Raw genomic sequence first — 19,822 nt, forward strand, 5'->3', positions numbered from 1 at the left:
GTTTCTGCTAATTAGGGTAGCAACCGACCGCCGAACATTTTTGAGGGTAAGCGTGTCTTTCATGACACACCTGCTACCCTACCGCCCGCTATGTTCAAACCCGCTGCCCCCAAGTTCTACACGCCCACCGAGGCCCTGCGCAAAATTGCCGAGTTCTGCGCCTACCAGGAGCGCTACCAGAAGGAAGTGGAGTCCAAGCTGCGCAGCTACGGCCTGAATGAGGACGAAGCGGGCGAAATCATCATCCGCCTGAGCCGCGAGAAGCTGCTGGATGAGGAGCGTTTCGCCCAGGCCTACGTGCGCGGCCACTACAGCAGCAAAAAATGGGGCCGCCGCCGCATCATGCAGGAGCTCAAGCAGAAGGGCATCTCCGAGTACTGCATCAAGTCGGGTATGAAGGAAATCGACGGCGACCAGTACTACCAGAATTTGGTTGATCTGCTCGAAAAGAAGGACCGCCAGGAGAAGGAGCGCCACCCCGGCAAGCGCCGTCAGAAAATTCAGGCGTACCTGATGGGCAAAGGCTACGAGCAAGACCTGATTAAAATGGCGCTGGATGATTTGGGCAAGGAAGCGGAGGACGAGGACGAATAAAAGCCGTGCTCCCGGGGCGGGAGCACGGCTTTCGTTTGGGCGTTATGCAGCAGCGCGAGCCTGGTAGTTCGCGGCGCCGCTCCGTTGCAAGCCAAGCCAGCGGCGTAGGGCCGCGAACTACAAAGTTCGCGTTACTGAAGCTGGCTTTGCAGGAAACGGGTTAGCTCGCCATCCTGCCAGTTACCCTGGTACAACTCTCCGTTCACGAAGAAGGCGGGCGTCCCGTTCACGCCACTGCGTACGCCGCTTTCAAAGTCGGCTTCCACTTTCTCGGTCACGGCCGAAGACTTCAGGTCGCTTTGGAACTGGTCCATATCCAGCTCCAGCTGCTGGGCGTGCTGCTGCAAACCGGCCGAATCGAGCTGGTCCTGATGCTCGTAAAGGGCGTCGTGCATTTCCCAAAACTTGCCTTGCCGGGCCGCGGCCTCGGCGGCCAGAGCGGCCTGTTGGGCGTGGGGATGCGCTTCGGTCAGCGGGAAATTGCGGAACACGAACCGCAGCTTATCGCCCAGCGCCTGCCGGGCCGCTTTTACTTCCGGATAGGCCTCGCCGCAGTAGCTGCACTGATAGTCGCCGTATTCGACGAGTTCGAGCGGGGCGCTCCGGGGGCCCTGGGAATGGTCGTGGCCGTCGACGGCCGGTTTCAGTTGGTTGCTCATAGCTTAGGCGGTTTTCTTGTCCATTTCTTCCAGCGCATCCAGAATGCCGTTGGCCCCGGGGTTGATGCCGGCTGGCGACAGGTAGCTCCACTGGATAACGCCCTGCTCATCAATCACGAACAAGGCGCGCTTGGCCTCGCCCGTTTCCTCATCGTACACGCCGTACTGGCGGGCTACTTCGCCTTTGGGCTCGAAATCGGCCAGTAGCGGGAAGTGCAGGTTGCGGTCCTGGCTGAAGGCCAGGTGGCTCCACTTGCTGTCGACCGAAATGCCGATTACCTGGGCGTTGTGTTTGGAGAAAAGCTTGCTGGTTTCGTTGTAGAGCACCATCTGGTCGCCGCACACCGGGCTCCAGTCGGCCGGATAAAAGGCCAGAATCACTTTCTGGCCCTGCAAGTCACTCAGGGCCAGCTTCTGGTCGGGGGTAGAATTCAACTTAAAATCGGGGGCAGGCGTGTTGGCTTCAAGCATGATAATTCGCGTTGCGTAAATGAATAGGAATGGTAAGCAGGCGGTCCGGCGCGTTTTGTCGCTTCTGATGCCGGGTACTTGCTTACGCCGGGCGATGCCAGGCAGTTGTCCGGGCCGGCTGTCGGCCCGAAAAGCCGGCGGCGCTTGAAGCAACCGTTCCTATTGCGCCAACCCCACCGGCCTCACTACCGACGGGCGGGCATGGTCGGGTTCTGCATCTGCCGGCTCAGGATAACGCGGCGGCCGGTCATGGTTTCGAGCATGGGCTTCAGAATCTGCTGGGCGTTCTGCTCGGTCTGGGCCAGAATGCCCGAGTTGAGGGCGGCGCGGCGCACGTTCTGCTCGGCGTATTTGTAGCCGGCATCGACCAGTTCGGCGTCCTGAAAAAAACCATTTTCGATGCTGTAAACCTTGCTTTTGCTGTGGTCAATCTGCCAGACGCAAAGCTCCGGCGCCGGCAGCGCCACGCGCACTATCGAGTCGCCCTCCATTACCACGTCCTGGGGGCGCAGCTTGCGCAAATCGAGGCAGCCGATGGCATTGCCGGCCACGATGAGGGCCACTTTGGCGTCGGGCAGGAAGCGGTAGGTGCTCTTCTTGTACTCCACCACGTCGCGGAACTCGTAGCGCACCAGCTCCATGCGGCCCAGGGCCTCCACCTTCTGCAGCACCGTGTTGTGGGTGACAGTGATGCGGGGCGCGGGGTTGAGCGGGTTCTCAAAATCGGCCAGCGCGGGGCGCACTTTAGTCCAGAGAAACCACCCCAGCCCGACCAGAAACAGCAGGGGCAGCAGGCGGCGCAGTAGGTTAGGCATCGGGAAACGGGTGACTCGGTGAATGGGTGTTGGAGTCAAATACGAGAGAAGCTCGTTTGCCGACGAGTTACGTCAGCTCCAATACCCACTTTTACCGTGTCTGGCAGCTCACGACTTGCCCCCTAGTAGTTTGCAGCCTGCCACTCAACCTGGCTGGCCGCCAAAGCCGGACCAGGCCTGCAACCCGCCGGTATGGATGGCTACCACGGTGCTGCCGCGCCGGAAGTGCCCCTTCGCGGCCAGATCCAGCAGCCCGAACAGCAGCTTGCCGGTATAAACAGGGTCGAGCAGGATGCCGTGGCGCTGTTGGAAGTCAACGATAAACTGCCGCAACTCCGGACTCAGGCGGGCGTAGCCGCCGCCGTGGTAGTCGGTGCGCAGCTCCCAGTTGGCGTAGGTGTGGCCGGTCGCCTGCTGGGTGAGCTGATTGATATCATCGCGCAGGAAATCGGCGCCTTTGAGGGCGGCTACGCCCAGGGCCCGGCGCTGCCCGGCCAGGCCCGTGAGCAGGCCGGCCAGCGTGCCGCCGGTAGCGCAGGCCACGGCCAGCACGTCGAAATCGAGGCGGGCCAGCAACTCCTGGGCCAGCTCGGCGCAGCCGGGCAGGGCCAGGGTGTTGGAGCCGCCCTCGGGTAGCACGTAGGCCGGGCCGGTTTCGCGCAGCAGCGCGGCCAGTACCGCTGGTTCGTGCTTGCGCCGGTAGGTTTCGCGGTCGAGGAAGTGCAGGGCCATGCCGTCGGTGCGGGCGCGGGCCAGGGTGGGGTTGAGGGGCCGATGGGCCAGCTCGTCGCCGCGCACGAAGCCCACGGTGCGCCGGCCCAGCAGTCGGCCCGCTGCCGCCACGGCGGCCAGGTGGTTGGAGTAGGCCCCGCCAAACGTCAGCAGCGTAGCAAGCCCCAGCCGGTCAGCTTCCTGCAAATTATACTTCAGCTTGCGCCACTTGTTGCCCGGCAGCTCCGGGTGCGTCAGCTCGTCGCGGGCCAGCAGCAGTTGCACGCCGTGGTGCTCACCGAGGTCGGTGATGAGGAGGGGATGGGTGAGGAAATCCATGTTCAGGAAGTGGGAAAAACCAATTGTCATCCTGAGCGGCGCGAAGGACCTTCTTCCGATAGCATCTATACAACGATTAATGCTACCAGAAGAAGGTCCTTCGCGCCGCTCAGGATGACAGAAAGTTCACCCAGTTACCCCACCGCCAGCTCGCCCGGCTGCTCCGTTGCCGGGCGGCTCCAGAAGGCGTAGTAGGTGGCCCACAGCAGCAGCAGAATCAGCAGCACCGACGATACCAGCGACACGGTGTTGCCCAGGGCATAGGCGGTAGGCTCGAACTTGAACTCGATGGTATGGGTGCCGGCCGGCACCGGCAGGGCGCGCAGCACGTAGTCGGCGCGCAGGTGGGGTACGGGCTTGCCGTCGAGGTAGGCCTGCCAGCCGTCGGCGTAGTAGATTTCCGAGAAGACCACGAGGCCATCCTGCACGGCGGTGGTGCGGTAGGTCAGCTCGTTGGGACTGTACTTGGTTAGGGCGATGGTGGAGCCTTCGGCGGCGTAGCTAGGTTTCAGGCCGGGGAACTTCGAGGCATCCACAACGGCCGTGGTACCGGGGTCGAGGGTGGTCAGGGCCTGGATTTCCTGGTCGGGGCTCTGCACGGCCTGCACCCGGCTCACGTACCAGGCGTTGCCCAGCGCGCCGGGGTTACGGATGGCCTGGGCGGGCTGCTTCTCGGCGGGCGGCGTGATGAGGTAGCGGGTGTTGAGCATGTTGAGCACCGGGGCTGCATCGGGCCGGTTTTCAGTGTAGATGCGCTGAAGCTGGGGCGAAATCTGCCGCTCAATCAAATCCTGGTAGCGGCGCAGCTTGGCGCCGTGGTAGCCCCCGATGCTCTTGTGGTAGTACGAGGTCTGGGCGTCGTTGAAGGGGTTGGCCATGTTCAGCACCCGGTAGCTCAGGTCCTTGTCCTGCTTGATCTGCTCATCCACGGGCGAGGGCACGAACTGCTCGGCCACGGTTTCGCGCTGGAAATTCGAGTCGTTGAGGTAGCGCTTATCCACGCCCCACAAGTCAACCAGCGTGAGCAAGCCCATCAGCGCGGCCGCCATGCCTACCGACAGCTTGCGCTGCAGGAAAAACCACAGCACCCCGCCCGCCAGGCCCACGAACAGCAGCGAGCGGAACACGTCATTGTTCAACAGCGAGGCGCGGTCGGCCCGAATGGCTTCGAGCGGGAAGCCGCCCTGCTGGAGCTGGGCATCAATGGGGGCCGAAAAATCGGACACCAGACCCACTAGAAAAGCCAGCCCACACAGGCCGGCCGTAATGGCCAGCGCCCGCAGCACGTGCTTTTTCAGGTAGGCGGTGTCGGCATCATCGAGCGGCCGGCCGGCCAGCGCGGCCAGGCTGGGGTGGCTGCTGATGGGCGCCGCGGCCGGGTCTGGCGCGAAGCCCGCACGGCCCCGCAGCACCCGCGCCAGGGCCAGCACGGCCAGCACCGGCATGGCCAGCTGGGCAATTACCAGCGCCATGCTCACGGCCCGGAACTTGTTGTAGCCCGGAAACAGGTCGAACATCAGGTAATTGAAGGTCTCGAAGTTCTTGCCCCAGGCCAGCACAATCGACAATAAAGTGCCCACCAGCAGCCAGATGCGGGTGCGGCGGTCGGCCACCATCAAACCCAGCACGAACAGGAAAAACACCACCGCGCCCACGTACACCGGCCCGCTCGTGATGGGCTGGTCGCCCCAGTAGGTGGGCATCTGGGCCAGGTAGTCGGCCAGCTGCACGGGCGGTACGCCGGCGGCCACGAGGGCCTTGCCGGTGGCCGAATTCTCACTCAGCTTCATCTGCGAAGCCCCGCCGTAGAAGTTCGGAATCAGCAGGGTAGCCGTTTCGCCGATGCCGTAGCTGTAGCTGAAAGCGTACTCGCGGTTAAGCCCCGAGCCTCCATCCACGGGCTCCTCCGATACGGGTTGGCCGGGCGCGGCGGGCGGCGGGGTGGTCAGCTCCGAGCGGCCCCGGATGCTGTACTTGCCGTACTCCAGCGTGGTGTAAAGGCGGCCGAAGCTCACGCCCGCTGCCAGCAGCGCCCCCACCGCCAGCATGGCCGTGCGCGTGAAAAAGGCGGGCAGGCGCTTCTCCCTGAAAGCAAAAATCAGCTCCACTATCCCAAATACCAGCACCAGCAGCAACAGGTAATAGGTTATCTGGAGGTGATTGGAGCGGATGTTCATCGTGAGGCCCAGCGTGAACAAAGCCAGCCCCAGCCACTTGTTGCGCCGAAACGTAACGAGCAGGCCCGCCAGCACCAGCGGCGCGTAGGCCAGCGCCAGGCTCTTGGTGTTGTGGCCGGCCGCCAGAATAATAAGGTTGTAGCTCGTGAAGCCCAGCGCCACCGCGCCCACCGCACTCAGCAGCGGCGAGAGTCCCAGCGCCAACCCCAGCGCGTAACCGCACACCAGCGCCAGAAACAGGTTGGCTACCACGGCCGGTAAATCGAGCGTGAACAGTTTGTGCAGGTAGATGCTCAAATCGCCCGGAAAGCGGGTGCTGATGAGGTACGTGGGCATGCCCGAGAACATGGAGTTCGTCCAGAGCGCCTCCTGGCCGGTGGCCTCCCGAAACTCGGCCGCCTCGTGCGCGCCGCCCTGAAACTGCACGATGTCGTGCTGGGCCAGAGTTTGGTTCTCGAACAGAATCGGGGCGAAATACACGCTGGCCAGGGCCAGAAAAAACAGCAGGGCCAGCAGGTGCGGCAGCACCCGGCGCCACAGCGGCGCGGGCGAAGGGCGAAGAGTCGTAGTCATTCGGCTTGAAAAGAAGTCGGAATCAGAAGCCCGAAGGTACTAGATGTTGGCGGGAGGGGGAACATATAAGGAACGTCATTCAGAGCGGGGCGAAGAATCTCGCGTGCTGACGTTGGGTTGCCTTTTAGCGTCAGCACGCGAGATTCTTCGTCCCTGGCTTGATGCGCCACATGCGCTGAATGACGGGCGGGGCCGACGCCAACTTCCTCCGTCACCCAACCGCTACTTTTGCCCCATGCTCCAGTTCTCCGACCTGCCCGCGCTACTTGGCGGCGCCGTGCTCCAGCAACCCGCCGCCCCGGCCCCGGTGCAGCGGCTGCTGCTCGACAGCCGCCGCGTCGAAACGCCCGCCGACAGCTTGTTTTTCGCCCTGCGCGGCCCCCAGCACGACGGCCACCGCTACCTGCCCGAACTCTACCGGGCCGGCGTGCGGCAATTTGTGGTGGAAACCGGCGTTGAGCTGCCAGAAGGCCTGGAGGCCTACCCCGAGGCCGGTTTCCTAGTGGTAGATGACGTACTGGCAGCCCTGCAGGCGCTGGCGGCCCACCATCGGCGGCAGTTCGCGCTGCCTGTTTTTGGCATCACCGGCTCCAATGGCAAAACCATCGTCAAGGAGTGGCTGGCGCAGCTGCTGAGCCCCGATGAGCTGGTGTGCAAGAGTCCGCGCTCCTACAACTCGCAGGTGGGCGTGCCGCTGAGCGTGTGGGAGCTGAACGAGCGGCATACGCTGGGCATCTTCGAGGCCGGCATCTCGGAGCCCGGCGAAATGGCCCGCTTGGCCCGCGTCATTCAGCCCACGCTGGGCATCTTCACCAACCTGGGCACCGCCCACGACGCCGGCTTTGCCGGCTGGGAAGACAAGGTAGAGGAGAAGATGCGCCTGTTCGGGGAGGTCGAAACCCTGTTCTACTGCGCCGACCACCCGCTGGTGCACGCCGCCGCCCGCCGCCAGCTGTCGCCCGAACGGCTGGCCGCCTGGACCCGCCAGCGGGCCGTGTACGAGGCCGGCGAGGCCCGCTGGCTGGTGTCGGTCAAGGAGACGCTGGCCGACCGCACCGTGCTGCGCGTGAAGCAGGCCGATGCTGAAGCGCACACCTTCACGCTGCCCTTCGCCGACGAGCCCTCGCTGGAAAACGCTCTGCACGGTCTGGTGGTGCTGCTGCACCGCGGGCTGGACCCCGCCGAGCTGCAGCGGCGGCTGGAGCGGCTGCAGCCCGTGGCCATGCGCCTGGAGATGAAGCAGGCCCTCAACGGCTGCTACGTGCTCGACGACACCTACAACAACGACCTGGCCGGCCTGCGCCTGGCCCTCGACGCGCTCAGCCGCCAGCCCCGCCGCCTCCCGCGCACCCTCATCCTTTCCGACGTGCTCGAATCAGGCCTCGCCGGCGCCGAGCTCTACGCCCGCGTGGCCGCCCTGCTGCCCGCCTCGGGCGTGGGGCGCCTCATCGGCGTCGGCCCCGACATCAGCCGGCACCAGGCGGCCTTTGCCGGCCTGCAAACCCGTTTCTACCCCGATACCGACGCGCTGCTGGCCGATTTCCGGCCCGACGATTTCCGGCAGGAGCTGCTGCTGGTAAAGGGCGCCCGCCGCTACGGCTTCGAGCGGGTGGTGGCCGCACTCCAGCAGAAGCTGCACGGCACGGTGCTCGAAGTAAACCTCGACGCGTTGGTGCACAACCTCAACTTCTATCGCCGCCAGCTGCAACCCGGCGTGAAGCTGATGGTGATGGTGAAGGCCTTCGCCTACGGCAGCGGCTCGATGGAAGTGGCCAACCTGCTCCAGTTCCACCGCGCCGACTACCTGGCCGTGGCCTACGCCGACGAGGGCGTGGAGCTGCGCCGCCAGGGCATAAGCCTGCCCATTATGGTGATGAACCCGGCCCCCGACTCGTTCGCCACCCTGCGCCAGTACCACCTCGAGCCCGAAATCTACTCCTTTGAGCTGCTGCACGGCTACCTCGATGCTGCCCGTCAGGCTCCGCTGCCGCCCATTCACCTCAAGCTCGATACCGGTATGCGCCGCCTGGGCTTTGGCGAGGACGATGTGGCCGAACTGGGCGCGCTGCTGCACGCCAACGCCGCGCTGGTAACGGTAGCCAGTGCCCTCACCCACCTGGCCAGCGCCGACGAGGCCGGTCAGGACGATTTTTCGCGGGGCCAGCTGGCCGCTTTTGCCCGGCTTACGCCCGAGCTGGAGCGCATCATCGGCTACCCGGTGCTCAAGCACGCGCTCAACTCGGCCGGCATCCTGCGCTTCCCGGAGGCTCAGTTCGATATGGTGCGCCTGGGCATCGGCCTGTACGGGGTGGAGGCCGGCGGCCAGCGGCCCGAGGCCCTGCGGCCCGTGAGCACGCTACGCACCACGGTTTCGCAGGTGAAAACCCTGCCCCCCGGCTACACCGTGGGCTACGGCCGCCGCGGCGAGGCCACCGCCCACGAGCGGCGCATTGCCACGCTGGCCATCGGCTACGCCGACGGCTACGACCGGCGCTTCGGCAGCGGGGTAGGGGAGGTGCTGATACGGGGGCAGCGCGCCCCGCTGGTCGGCAGCGTGTGCATGGACATGTGCATGGTAGACGTAACGGGCGTGGCGGGCGTGCGGGCCGGCGACGAGGCCGTGGTGTTTGGCGAGGGCCTGCCACTACCCGCCCTGGCGGCCCGCATTGGCACCATTGCCTACGAACTGCTCACCAATGTAAGCGAACGGGTGAAGCGCGTGTTTTTGGCGGAGTAAGTGATACCATTTAAATATATAGTTGGCTTGGAGGAATAAAATATTGCTGCATTCAGCTGTTAGCGAACCGGTTAGTTAAATCATATTGCTTAGCGTGGCTGCAGGATAACCACGCGTACCTGTTGTTGATAATATCACATTCGGCGGGTTTTTGTAGTGCGCTATCGAAGATCGGATAAACTGTATCTTAAAATAGGATAATTGAGCGGGAGGTATCATATATTTGGCAAAAAATCCCTTTTGGGGAAACCAATTGCCTCACCTTACCGTATGACCCCAACTTTTACCCGCTCCCTGCTTGTGGCAGGGTGCTGCGTTCTTGCTGCCACCGCCACCACCGCCCAAACCACCGACCAGCTTGCCACCCCGGCCGTGCCCAGCGAGGCTGCCGCCGATGGCGCCGAGAGCGGCGCTACGGCCGGCATTACCGGTATCGTCAGCTCGGATAAGCAGCTCAACCTGAACGAAGCGACCGTTACGGCCATCCACATTCCAACCGGCGTGCGGCGCACGGCCCGCACCGACGAGCAGGGCCGCTTCAGCATCAATACCATGCTGGTGGGCGGTCCCTACGCCGTGCAGATCAGCCAGGAGGGCTACCGCACCCAGCTGCTGACCAACGTGTTTCTGGAGGGCGGCAAAATCAGCCAGTTCAGCAACGTGCTCAGTCCGGCCACCGTGGCCGTGGGTACCCGCCGCACCGACCGCACGCTGGCCGAAAGCATTGCCCCGGTTGATGTGGTGGACATGCGCGGGCTGCTGCCGCTAGTGCCCCAGACCGACCTGAGCCAGCTGCTGCACCAGGTCATCCCGTCCTTCAACTCGACCCGCCAGACCACCGCCGACGGGGCCGACCACGTCGAGCCCATCAGTCTGCGCGGCCTGGCCCCCGACCAGGCCCTGGTGCTGGTGAATGGCAAGCGCCGCCACACTACGGCCCTGGTAAACCTGCTCGGCAGCCGCGGCGTGGGCAGCGTGGGCTACGACCTGAACACGCTCAGCACCAACGGCATCGACCAAATAGAGGTGCTGCGCGACGGCGCCGCCGCCCAGTACGGCTCCGACGCCATTGCGGGCGTAATCAACATCAACCTGAAAAGCGACAACCAGGGCGGCAACGCCCTGCTGAGCACGGGCCTGACCAGCGCCGGCGACGGCCTGACGGGCCTGCTGAGCCTGAACCGGGGCCTGAAGCTGGGGCCGAAGGGCTTTCTGAACCTGACGGCCGATGCCGGCTACCGCGGCCCCACCACCCGGCAGTTCGACCGCGACCTGCGGTCGTGGCCGGTGTTTTCGGCCGACGCCGAGCAGGAGCGGAAGGCGCTGGCGGCGGCGGGCAAAACCTACGACGACTACCAGCAGCGCAACGGCGACGCCCGCATGAAGAACGCCCGCGGCCTCTACAACCTGAGCGTGCCGCTGTCGGAGCGGGTGCGCTTCTACTCGTTTGGCAGCTACAACTTCCGGCGGGGCGAGGCGGCCGCGCTCTGGCGGGTGCCCTCGGCGTTTGAGGCCGATATCGTGGAAAGCATCTTTCCCAATGGCTATCAGCCCCTTATCAATACCCGCATCCACGACGGCTCGGCAGCGGCGGGGCTGGAGCTGGGGCTGGGACCCTGGAAGCTCGACCTGAGCCACGTGCTGGGCGGCAACCAGATGCGCTACGACCTGAGCAATACGCTCAATGGCTCAATGGGGAGCGGATCGCCCACTAAGTTCGACGCGGGCGGCTTCCGCTTTATCCAGAACGTAACCAACGCCACCGTTACGCGCCTGTTTCCGAAGGCTTTAGCCGGCACCAACGTGGCCTTCGGCGGCGAATTCCGCACCGACTATTACCGCATTATGGCCGGCGAAGAGGCCTCTTACTTCGACTACGGACGGGGCAAGGACGGGGCTTCGGGCGGGGCCCAGGGCTTCCCCGGCTTCGACCCCAACAGCGCCATCAGGGGCTCGCGCCGCAACGTGGCGGCCTTCGCCGACGTGGAAGCGGACCTCACCAAGAGCTGGAGGCTGGAAGGGGCCCTGCGCTTCGAGAACTACAGCACCTTCGGCTCGGCCTTCACCTACAAAGTGGCCTCGCGCCTGCGCCTGGCCCAGGCCCTGGCCGTGCGGGCCGGCTTCAACACCGGCTTCCGCGCCCCGGCCCTGCAACAGGCTCTCTACCGCCAGGTTACGTCGACGCCCACTGCGGCGGGCGGCGCCCGGTTCAGCGGTATTTTCAACAACGAGAGCGCCATTGCGGAAGCGGCCGGCATTGGCCGGCTCCGCCCCGAAACCTCGCGCAACATCAGCGCCGGCCTCGTGCTCACGCCCACGCCCGATCTGACCCTTACGCTCGACGCCTACCAGATTGCGATTGACCGGCGCATCCTGCTCTCGGGCCAGTTCGGCCAGGACTCGAGCGACCAGCGGCCCCGGCTCAACGCGGCCCTCGCCGCGGCCAACGTGGAGCAGGCCCAGTTCTTTACCAACGCCGCCAACACCCGCACCCGGGGCCTCGACTTCGTGGCCACCTACCGCCGGCCCCTGGGCCGGGGCTCGGTGAATCTGTCGCTGGCGGCCAACCTCAACAAAACCACGATTAAATCCCTGGAGGTGCCCGCGCAGTTCCAGCCGCTGCAAACCGACAATGAGCCCGGCAACGACTACATCGACCAGCGCCAGCTCTCGCTGGTGGAAAGCGGCAACCCCCGGCAGAAGCTTATTCTGAGCACGGGCTACGACATTGGCAACTTTTCGCTGCTGCTGCGCAACTTCTATTTCGGGCGGGTAAGCGCCTACGACTACAACTACGACCTGCGGCCCGAGGGCAGCGCCTACCTCGAGTTCAAGGGCAAAGCCACCACCGACTTCACCGTCAGCTTCCGGCCCCGCAAGGGTATGCAGCTCACGGCCGGCGTCAACAATGTGTTTAACGTGTACCCCGACCGCACCCTGAAGGCGGCCCAGCAGGGGGGCCGGCTGAAGGACGCCGCCGGCAACGTCGTGCTGCCCTACGACTTTGACGTAATTCCTTACCAGTCGACCCAGCTGCCCGTCGCGGGCCGCTACTTCTACCTGAAGGCCGTTTATGCGCTGGGCAGCAAGTAGAGCCGCTGTCGGCGCTATTTTTCCCATATCATTTTACTTCGATTGTTATGCGGAGACAAGTACGTAGCTGGTTTGGTCGTCGTCGGGCAGCAAGCTTGCTGCTGAGCCTGCTGACCTTACTGAGCCTGCTGGCCGCTCCGGCCGCGCGGGCCGGCTCCGGCCTCGACGGCTTCTGGAAGGGCCAGCTGAAAATGCCCGGCGGCGAGCTGGAAGTGGTTTTCCGGCTCGTAAGCCTCACCAACGGGGCCTATTTTGCCACCCTCGATGTGCCCAAACAGCGCATCAGCCGCCTGCCCGTAGCCGTTACGGCCGCCGGCGACTCGGTGCGCTTCGAGGCCGAAGACGTGGGCAGCCAGTTCAGTGGCCAGCTCGCCGCCGATGGCAAGCAGGTAACCGGGACCTGGCAGCAGCCGGGCTACTCGGTGCCCATGACGCTGACTTACTCGGCGCCGCCCATCAGTGCCGCGCCCAAGGCCCGCCTCACGCCGCCCTACCGCGAGGAGGAGGTGCAGTACGTGAACCCCAAAGCCGAGCTGCGCTTCGGGGGCCTGCTGAGCGTGCCGCCCGGCGAAGGCCCGTTTCCGACGGTGGTGCTGGTGCCCGACCAGGGCGTGTACGACCGCGAAGGTGCCGTCGACAACTACCCGCTGCTGTTTATTCTGGGTGATTACCTGACCCGGCGCGGCATTGCCGTGTTGCGCTTCGATGCCCGCGGGGCCGGCGTAACCGGCGGCCAGCTGGCCACCGTGGCCGAAACCGTAACCGATGTGCAGGCCGCCCTGGGCTACCTGCGCACCCGCCCCGAAGTGGACCAGAGCCGCCTGGGTGTCATCGGGCACGGGCTGGGCGGCAACGCGGCGTTGCTGACGGCCGCCCAGGCCCTGCCGCCGGCCTTCGTGGTGGCCCTGGCCGCCCACGGCCAGCCGGGCGCTAAGCTCACGGTCGAGCAGCAGGTAAACCTGCTGCGTTCGGTGGGCGCTGATGATGAGCAGGTAACGGCACTGGCCAAGCGCGAGCAGGCCATGGTAGATGTGATTCAGCAGACGGCCAACCCGGGCCAGGCGCGGGCCATTGTGGCCAATATGCTGCGCCAGAGCAACGCCGGCATGGATTCGCTCACGGCCCGCGCCGGCGCCACCCAGCTCACCACCCGCCGCTACCGCGACTACCTGGCCTTCAACCCGCTCGCGGGCCTCGAAAGCGTGAAGTGCCCGGTGCTGCTGCTGGCCGGTACCGCCGACCTGAGCGTGAACCCCGACACCAACCTCACCCCGCTCACCAAAGCCCTCCGGACCAACCGCGCCGTCGTCAGCCGCAAGCTACCCGACGTGAACCACCTGCTGCAGGGCCCCGCCAGCACCTGGGCCGTGGTAAATGGCGCCCAGCGGCCTACCTTCTCGCCCGAAGCCCAGGAGCTTATCCGGGCCTGGGTGATGGAGCTGCCCAAGCCCTGAACGTAACGGCTGAGGTTGCGTAAAACCAAGTCACATATTTCAGTTCACCTATTCCTTCCTTTCCAATGAAAAAGATTTTCCTTCCGGCCCTGGCGGCAGTTGCACTGCTCGCTTCTTCCTGCTCCGACCTCAAAAACCCCTCAGAAAAAGACCAGCCCTCGGAAGCTACCGCCGACACGGCCGTAGTATACCGCGACGGCCAGACGGTGGAAGGCCTCGCCAAGGAAGGCGCCGCCGCGGCCGGCAATGCTGCCGACAAGGCCGGCAACGCCGTCGAAGATGCCTTCACGGTGAACGACGCCGATATGCGCGATGCTAAGCTGGAAGAGATTGATCTGGCCGAAGTGAAAGTGCGCGAGAACGACCGCCTGAACCTGTACGGCATCGACGAAAACATTCTCTTCGACACCGACAAGGCCGTTATCAAGCCCAGCGCCACCCGTGCCCTGTCGCAGATCAGCTCCTCCATCGGCCGCCGCTACCAGGGCAAGCAGGTGCGCGTGCTGGGCTTCGCCGACTCGCACGGCGACAAGGACTACAACCTGCAGCTGAGCAAGGAGCGCGCTGCCGCCGTCATGAAGTGGCTTACGACCGATGGCATGATGAAGGCCGCTAACGTGAGCATCGAGCCCATGGGCGAAAAAGCTCCCGTCGCCACCAACGCTACCGCCGCCGGCCGCCAGCAGAACCGCCGCGTAGAAATTGCCGTGCTCAAATAAGATCACAGATGTTGCAGATGAGTGGATGCCGCAGATGCAGGCGTCAGCTCTTGTCAAACTCCGCTGAAATCATTGATAAAGCAAAAGAGCCCGGCCAATCGGCCGGGCTCTTTATTTACCTCGTTGCTTCGTTGCTGACGCCTGCATCTGCGGCATCCACTCATCTGCAACATCTGTGATCCTACTTAATCTGGTCAACTTCGGCGCGGATCATGGCGTTGTAGCGCTTGCCGTCGTTGGCCAGCGTGATGAGGCTCCAGCCGCGGCCCATGGTGTAGTTCCAGGTCAGGGCCTCCTTGTACTCGAAGGTGGGGCGTAGAATCTGGCCGTAGGGCGTGTAGTTGTCCATGAAGTTGACGGTGTAGAAGTTGTCGCCGCTCACAATCCACTCCATGGCCACGAAGAAGCCTTCCTTGGGCGCCTCAATGTTGTACTCGGTCAGATCGACGGTGTACCACTCGCCGCCCTTGGGAGCCGACACCACGATGTTCTCGGTGAGCAGGTCGGTGTTGGGCGAGTTGTAGTTGCCGTCGGCCTTGTAGAGGCGCACGCGGAACGGCTCACGCGGGAACCCGTTTTCGCCGATGTAGAACGACACCGTGCGCACGTTGCCCAGCGACTTGCCCTTCTCGTTCTTCACGAAGAAGGCGTACTGGCTGCCGGGCATGCCCTGAATCATGCCCTCGCCGGGCGTGTTGGAGCGCGAACCCAGCGCCAGGTTCTTGATTTTGGCGCTGCTCACGACGTTCACGTTTTCCAGCTTGATGGCCAGCTTGGTAACCTCGATAATCATGTCCTGCACCTTCTGGCCGGGCTTGATGAGCACCGACTTGCGGCGGTAGCCCAGGGCTACAATCACGAGCGAATCCTGGGGGTTTTTCTGGGGCATGCCCATCTGGAAAAACCCGTATTCGTTGGTCAGGGCGCCGGTTTGCTCCTCTTTCAGGCCGATGGAGGCAAACGGGATGGGCTCCTTGCTGGCCTCATCCACGATGCGGCCGGTAATTTTAGCCTCTTGGGAAAAACCCAGCAGGGGAAGCGCCAAAAAGAGGCACAACAGAGCAAGTAAACGTTGGAGCATGGGTAAACAGAATAGGTTATATGCCAAAACTACAATGAAAATAGGCATCACGCGCAATACTTCAAAGAATATTTATACTAATGCAATTTCACTTGGGAATAATTATAGGTCAGCCACTTAGCAGGGCCTCCGGGCGGGCACGGGTAAGGGGCCTCATTTTGGCCGAAACCTAAAAGGGTAGTATCTTTGTTTGAAGAGAATCTAAATAGCCCCGCACCGTGTCCGACCGCTCCACCCTCACCTCCGCCCCGACTACACGCCGCAGCGTGAAAGACCTCAAGCTGGGCGAGTCGGCCACGATCTGCTGCCTCGAAGACCCCGAAATGGCCCTCAAGCTGCTCGAAATGGGCTGCATCCCCGGCACGCAGGTGCGCCTCAACAGCCGCGCCCCGCTGGGCTGCCCCATCACGCTGGTCGTGGGCGAGCAGGGCGACTACACGCTGTCGCTCCGGGTAAGTGAGGCGGCCACTATTATGCTGAAATAACGGGGGCCCGGATGACGAGCGGGGAGGACACAATTATAGACCGCGCCGGCGTGACCGGATCGGTGGAGCGGCTGGAGGCGGCCGCCGGCCGGGCCGGCGGCCTGCTGGCCCGCATTGCGCTGGTGGGCAACCCTAATTCGGGCAAGTCTTCCCTGTTCAACCAGCTCACCGGCCTCAACCAGAAAGTCGGCAACTTCCCCGGCGTTACCGTCGACCGCAAAACCGGCATCAGCCAGCTCACGCCCCAGCTGCGCGCCGAAATCATCGATTTGCCGGGTACCTACTCGCTCTACCCCAAGAGCCTCGACGAGAAGGTAATTACCAGCCTGTTCTACGACCACACCAGCCCGCAGTACCCCGATTTTGTGGTGGTAACCGTGGACGCCAGCAACTTGCGCCGCAACCTGCTGCTGTTCACCCAGCTGGCCGATCTGGGCCTGCCCGCCATCCTGGCCCTGAACATGCTCGACACGGCCGGCCAGCACGGCGTCCAGATTGATGTGGAAGCCCTGCAGCAGGAGCTGGGCGTGCCCGTGGTGCCCCTAAACGCCCGCAAGGGCGAGGGCATCACGGCCCTCAAAATCCTGATGAGCCAGACGCTCGGCGCGCCCACGGTGCGCTTCTACGAGCCCGACGAGGAGCTGCTGCCCATGGTACGGCAGATTCGCTACTACTTCAACCTGCACAACGATTACCTGGCGCTGCACTACGCCCACCAGTACCGGCACCTCGCGTTTCTGAGCGCCGACGACCGGGCGTACATCGAGGAATTGACCACGCAGTACGACTTCCGGCCCACCGCCCGCCAGGCCCAGGAAACGATTGACCGCTACGCCCGCGTCAATGAGATTCTGCTCAACTGCGTGACGGTGACGCGCACCGAGCAGAACGAGCCCTACAGCAACCGCCTCGACAAGGTGCTCACGCACCGGGTCTGGGGCTACGCCATTTTCTTCGGCATCCTGTTTCTGATGTTCCAGGCCGTGTTTGCCTGGGCCAGCTACCCCATGGAGCTCATCGACCAGGGCGTGGCTTGGATCAATTCCCTTATCCAGACCAATTTCGACGGCCCGCTGATCAGCCTGCTGACGGAAGGGGTGTTGGCGGGTTTGGGCGGGGTGCTGATTTTCATTCCGCAGATTGCCCTGCTCTTCGCCTTTATCGCGGTGCTGGAGGAAACCGGCTACATGGCCCGCGTGACCTTTATGATGGACCGCATCATGCGGCGCTTCGGGCTGAACGGCAAAAGCATCGTGCCCCTGATTTCGGGCGTGGCCTGCGCCGTGCCGGCCATTATGAGCGCGCGCACCATCGAAAACCGCAAAGACCGGCTCATCACCATCTTCGTCACGCCGCTTATGTCGTGCTCGGCCCGCATTCCGGTGTACACCGTGCTCATCGGGCTGGTGGTGCCCGATGAGGCCGTGCTGGGCATCTTCAACCTGCGGGGCTTTGCGTTGATGGGGCTGTATTTGCTGGGCTTTTTCGCGGCCATCTTCTCGGCCTGGGCCATGAAGCTGCTCATGCGCACCAGCGAGCGGAGCTATTTCATTATGGAGTTTCCGGTGTACCGCTGGCCGCGCTGGAAAAACGTGGGCATTACCATCTTGGAGAAGGTAAAAACCTTTGTTTTCCAGGCCGGTAAGGTGATTCTGGCCATTTCCATTATCCTGTGGGTGCTGGCCACCTACGGCCCGCCCGGCCGCCTGGAGCAGGTGGAAACCCAGGCCCGCGCCACCGCCGCCACCCAGCGCCTCACGCCCGCCGAAACCGAGGCCCACGTCGCCTCCGAGCGGCTCGAAAACTCCTACGCCGGCGTGTTCGGGCACGTGCTGGAGCCCGCCATCCGCCCGCTGGGCTTCGACTGGAAAATTGGCATTTCGCTGATAACCTCCTTCGCCGCCCGCGAGGTGTTTGTGGGCACGATGAGCACGATTTACAGCGTGGGCCAGGACGCCAACGAGCTAACAGTGCAGCAGAAGCTGGCCGCCGAAAAGGACATCTACGGCCAGCCCTTCTTCACGCCGGCCCGCTCGTTTTCGCTGCTGGTATTCTACGTATTCGCCATGCAGTGCATGAGCACGCTGGCCGCCACCTACCGCGAAACCAAAGGCTGGAAATGGCCCCTGCTCCAACTCGTGTACATGACCGGCCTGGCCTACGTGGCCTCCTGGCTGGTGTACAGTTTGATGAGCTGAAGTGCTGGGATGATACGCGGGGGGGGTGCCACGACTTTTTCCAGTCGTGGCACCACTATCGTTGAACTGGATTATTCGGGCTGCGCGGCAGATAGTGGTACCACGAAGCCCTTCGGGCAATTCGTGGTACCACACCTGGGGCACAACTCAGTCCCTAAGCCCCCACCAGAAACACCGCCGGCTGCTTATGAATAGCGGGGCGGGGGCGCTTGCGCCAGTTGGCTACGGTATCGGTGATGATGAACTCGTTGGGGGCCGTGAGGCTGGCGGCCACGCAGAGGCGGGTGCCGGGGTGCAGGCCGGCCAGCAAATCGTCCAGCAGGGGCAGGTTGCGGTAGGGAGTTTCGATGAACAGCTGGGTCTGGTGCAGCTGCAGGGCCTGCTGCTCCAGCTTTTTGATGGCCGCCAGCCGCGGGGCCCGCTCGATGGGCAGGTAGCCGTGAAACGTGAAGCTCTGCCCGTTCATCCCGGAGGCCATCAGGGCCAGCAGCAGGCTGCTGGGCCCCACCAGCGGCACCACCCGGATGCCCAGCTGATGGGCGCGGCGGGCCAGCTCGGCACCCGGATCGGCAATGCCGGGGCAGCCAGCTTCCGAAATTACGCCCGCATCCTGGCCCTTTAGCACCGGCTCCAGGGCCGCCTGCACCTGGGCCTCGGTGCTGTCCTTGTCAATGACGCTGATTTGCAGCTGCTCGATGATGTGCGCCGGGGCCACGCGCTTGATGAAGCGCCGGGCCGTGCGGGCATTTTCGACCAGAAAGCACGACAGCGCCGCCACCCGCATGGCCACCTGCGGCGGCAGCACCTGCGCCTCCGTATCATCGGCCAGAATGGTGGGAATCAGGTAAAGCGTGCCGGCCATAGCGGTGAATGAGTGACTCGGTGAATGAGTGAATCCGTCTGTCATGCTGAGCATGACAAATACTTTTTGCGTGCTTACATGCCCATAAAATCCTGCACCAGCCCGAACACCTCGTCGGGCTTCTCGGAATGCACCCAGTGGCCGGCGTCGAGAATGGTGGCGACCTGCGAGTTGGGAAACAGCGCCGGGATGCCGTGGAGCTTGTCGTTGGCATCAATGTAATCCGACTTGCCGCCGTTGATAAACAGGGCCGGCTTGAGGAAGGGCTGCGCCCCCGTTATTTCGATGCCGATATCGGCCATCTGCGCCGTGAGCACGGGCAGGTTCACGCGCCAGGCAAAGGTATTGTCGTCCTGGCGGTAGAGGTTTTTGAGCAGGAACTGCCGCACGCCAAAGCTGGAGATGTGGCGGGCCAGCGCGTCGTCGGCGGCCTGGCGGCTGGTGCACTGCGTGAAATCAACCGCGTTCAGGCCGGCCAGCACCTCGTCCTGGTGGTGCATGTCGGAGGCGCGCGGGGCAATGTCCACCACTACGAGCTTCGCGAGACGGTCGGGGTAGTCGAGGGCGAAGCGCATGGCCACCTTGCCGCCCATGCTGTGGCCGAGCAGGGTGGTATCGGGGCCCAGGCCCAACTGCTCGAACAGCCCCAGCACATCGGCGGCCATCAGGGCGTACGTGTGCTCGGGCGAGTGGGGCGAACGGCCGTGGTTGCGTAAATCGACCGAAACGACGCGGTGGCCGGCGTCGGCCCAGCGCCGGGCCAGCGTCTGCCAGTTATCAAGCGTGCCAAAGAGTCCGTGCAGGACAACCAGCGGGGCGCCCTGCCCCAGCTCGCGGTAGTGAAGTTGCAGCAT

The 19,822-nt window shown here is 63.9% G+C and carries 15 protein-coding genes; 7 read left to right on the forward strand and 8 right to left on the reverse strand.

The features are described 5' to 3' along the window. Positions 1 to 90: 90 nt before the first annotated feature. Positions 91 to 594, forward strand: a complete 504-nt coding sequence (locus BMY67_RS15860) for a regulatory protein RecX (RefSeq protein ID WP_092773446.1) — start codon at positions 91 to 93, stop codon at positions 592 to 594. Positions 595 to 725: 131 nt separating this feature from the next. Here the strand turns inward: BMY67_RS15860 and BMY67_RS15865 are convergent, their stop codons facing one another. The 5 genes from BMY67_RS15865 to BMY67_RS15885 all read right to left on the reverse strand — a co-directional run bounded on the left by BMY67_RS15865 (position 726) and on the right by BMY67_RS15885 (position 6,339). Continuing rightward, positions 726 to 1,253: a DsbA family protein gene (locus BMY67_RS15865; RefSeq protein ID WP_092773448.1), complete on the reverse strand. Its 528-nt coding sequence runs from the start codon at positions 1,251 to 1,253 to the stop codon at positions 726 to 728. A gap of 3 nt (positions 1,254 to 1,256) precedes the next feature. Beyond that, the gene (locus BMY67_RS15870) at positions 1,257 to 1,724 is read right to left on the reverse strand and encodes a redoxin domain-containing protein (RefSeq protein WP_092773450.1); all 468 of its coding nucleotides are present in this window, start codon (positions 1,722 to 1,724) and stop codon (positions 1,257 to 1,259) included. Between the two features lie 185 nt (positions 1,725 to 1,909). Continuing rightward, entirely contained in the window at positions 1,910 to 2,539 is a 630-nt protein-coding gene (locus tag BMY67_RS15875; RefSeq protein WP_092773452.1) for a DUF4230 domain-containing protein, read from the reverse strand. A 144-nt stretch (positions 2,540 to 2,683) separates the two neighbouring features. After that, positions 2,684 to 3,589, reverse strand: coding sequence for a 1-aminocyclopropane-1-carboxylate deaminase/D-cysteine desulfhydrase (locus BMY67_RS15880; RefSeq protein WP_092773605.1), 906 nt, complete (start codon positions 3,587 to 3,589; stop codon positions 2,684 to 2,686). 134 nt (positions 3,590 to 3,723) lie between these two features. Next, positions 3,724 to 6,339, reverse strand: a complete 2,616-nt coding sequence (locus tag BMY67_RS15885; RefSeq protein WP_092773454.1) for a YfhO family protein — start codon at positions 6,337 to 6,339, stop codon at positions 3,724 to 3,726. Positions 6,340 to 6,574: 235 nt separating this feature from the next. On the opposite strand from BMY67_RS15885, the gene BMY67_RS15890 reads away from it, so the two are divergent. The 4 genes from BMY67_RS15890 to BMY67_RS15905 all read left to right on the forward strand — a co-directional run bounded on the left by BMY67_RS15890 (position 6,575) and on the right by BMY67_RS15905 (position 14,342). Beyond that, the gene (locus tag BMY67_RS15890; protein WP_092773456.1) at positions 6,575 to 9,076 is read left to right on the forward strand and encodes a bifunctional UDP-N-acetylmuramoyl-tripeptide:D-alanyl-D-alanine ligase/alanine racemase; all 2,502 of its coding nucleotides are present in this window, start codon (positions 6,575 to 6,577) and stop codon (positions 9,074 to 9,076) included. 270 nt (positions 9,077 to 9,346) lie between these two features. Further along, the gene (locus tag BMY67_RS15895; protein WP_092773458.1) at positions 9,347 to 12,169 is read left to right on the forward strand and encodes a TonB-dependent receptor; all 2,823 of its coding nucleotides are present in this window, start codon (positions 9,347 to 9,349) and stop codon (positions 12,167 to 12,169) included. Between the two features lie 47 nt (positions 12,170 to 12,216). Then, positions 12,217 to 13,623, forward strand: a complete 1,407-nt coding sequence (locus BMY67_RS15900) for an alpha/beta hydrolase family protein (RefSeq protein WP_092773460.1) — start codon at positions 12,217 to 12,219, stop codon at positions 13,621 to 13,623. Positions 13,624 to 13,688: 65 nt separating this feature from the next. Then, positions 13,689 to 14,342, forward strand: a complete 654-nt coding sequence (locus BMY67_RS15905; protein WP_092773462.1) for an OmpA family protein — start codon at positions 13,689 to 13,691, stop codon at positions 14,340 to 14,342. A gap of 181 nt (positions 14,343 to 14,523) precedes the next feature. Here BMY67_RS15905 and BMY67_RS15910 read toward each other — a convergent pair whose 3' ends face one another. Then, entirely contained in the window at positions 14,524 to 15,387 is an 864-nt protein-coding gene (locus BMY67_RS15910; protein ID WP_177189871.1) for a carboxypeptidase-like regulatory domain-containing protein, read from the reverse strand. Between the two features lie 254 nt (positions 15,388 to 15,641). On the opposite strand from BMY67_RS15910, the gene BMY67_RS15915 reads away from it, so the two are divergent. Together BMY67_RS15915 and feoB are read left to right on the forward strand one after the other, a co-directional pair. Continuing rightward, positions 15,642 to 15,908: a FeoA family protein gene (locus BMY67_RS15915; protein ID WP_092773466.1), complete on the forward strand. Its 267-nt coding sequence runs from the start codon at positions 15,642 to 15,644 to the stop codon at positions 15,906 to 15,908. A gap of 11 nt (positions 15,909 to 15,919) precedes the next feature. Beyond that, the gene (gene feoB / locus BMY67_RS15920; protein WP_092773469.1) at positions 15,920 to 18,106 is read left to right on the forward strand and encodes a ferrous iron transport protein B; all 2,187 of its coding nucleotides are present in this window, start codon (positions 15,920 to 15,922) and stop codon (positions 18,104 to 18,106) included. 154 nt (positions 18,107 to 18,260) lie between these two features. Here feoB and BMY67_RS15925 read toward each other — a convergent pair whose 3' ends face one another. Both BMY67_RS15925 and BMY67_RS15930 read right to left on the reverse strand, forming a co-directional pair. Beyond that, positions 18,261 to 18,968 carry an SAM-dependent methyltransferase gene (locus BMY67_RS15925; RefSeq protein ID WP_092773471.1) on the reverse strand — a complete coding sequence of 236 codons (708 nt, stop codon included), beginning with the start codon at positions 18,966 to 18,968 and terminating at the stop codon, positions 18,261 to 18,263. 74 nt (positions 18,969 to 19,042) lie between these two features. After that, entirely contained in the window at positions 19,043 to 19,822 is a 780-nt protein-coding gene (locus BMY67_RS15930; protein ID WP_092773473.1) for an alpha/beta fold hydrolase, read from the reverse strand.

The organism is Hymenobacter actinosclerus, assembly GCF_900111515.1.
GTDB lineage: Bacteria > Bacteroidota > Bacteroidia > Cytophagales > Hymenobacteraceae > Hymenobacter > Hymenobacter actinosclerus.

Coding starts and splice junctions, on each gene's coding strand:
- BMY67_RS15925 (WP_092773471.1), bottom strand. CDS start 18,968: ATGGCCGGCACGCTTTACCTGATTCCCACCATTCTGGCCGATGATACG.
- BMY67_RS15875 (WP_092773452.1), bottom strand. CDS start 2,539: ATGCCTAACCTACTGCGCCGCCTGCTGCCCCTGCTGTTTCTGGTCGGG.
- BMY67_RS15900 (WP_092773460.1), top strand. CDS start 12,217: ATGCGGAGACAAGTACGTAGCTGGTTTGGTCGTCGTCGGGCAGCAAGC.
- BMY67_RS15870 (WP_092773450.1), bottom strand. CDS start 1,724: ATGCTTGAAGCCAACACGCCTGCCCCCGATTTTAAGTTGAATTCTACC.
- BMY67_RS15895 (WP_092773458.1), top strand. CDS start 9,347: ATGACCCCAACTTTTACCCGCTCCCTGCTTGTGGCAGGGTGCTGCGTT.
- BMY67_RS15905 (WP_092773462.1), top strand. CDS start 13,689: ATGAAAAAGATTTTCCTTCCGGCCCTGGCGGCAGTTGCACTGCTCGCT.
- BMY67_RS15885 (WP_092773454.1), bottom strand. CDS start 6,339: ATGACTACGACTCTTCGCCCTTCGCCCGCGCCGCTGTGGCGCCGGGTG.
- BMY67_RS15860 (WP_092773446.1), top strand. CDS start 91: ATGTTCAAACCCGCTGCCCCCAAGTTCTACACGCCCACCGAGGCCCTG.
- BMY67_RS15865 (WP_092773448.1), bottom strand. CDS start 1,253: ATGAGCAACCAACTGAAACCGGCCGTCGACGGCCACGACCATTCCCAG.
- feoB (WP_092773469.1), top strand. CDS start 15,920: ATGACGAGCGGGGAGGACACAATTATAGACCGCGCCGGCGTGACCGGA.
- BMY67_RS15930 (WP_092773473.1), bottom strand. CDS start 19,822: ATGCTGCAACTTCACTACCGCGAGCTGGGGCAGGGCGCCCCGCTGGTT.
- BMY67_RS15890 (WP_092773456.1), top strand. CDS start 6,575: ATGCTCCAGTTCTCCGACCTGCCCGCGCTACTTGGCGGCGCCGTGCTC.
- BMY67_RS15880 (WP_092773605.1), bottom strand. CDS start 3,589: ATGGATTTCCTCACCCATCCCCTCCTCATCACCGACCTCGGTGAGCAC.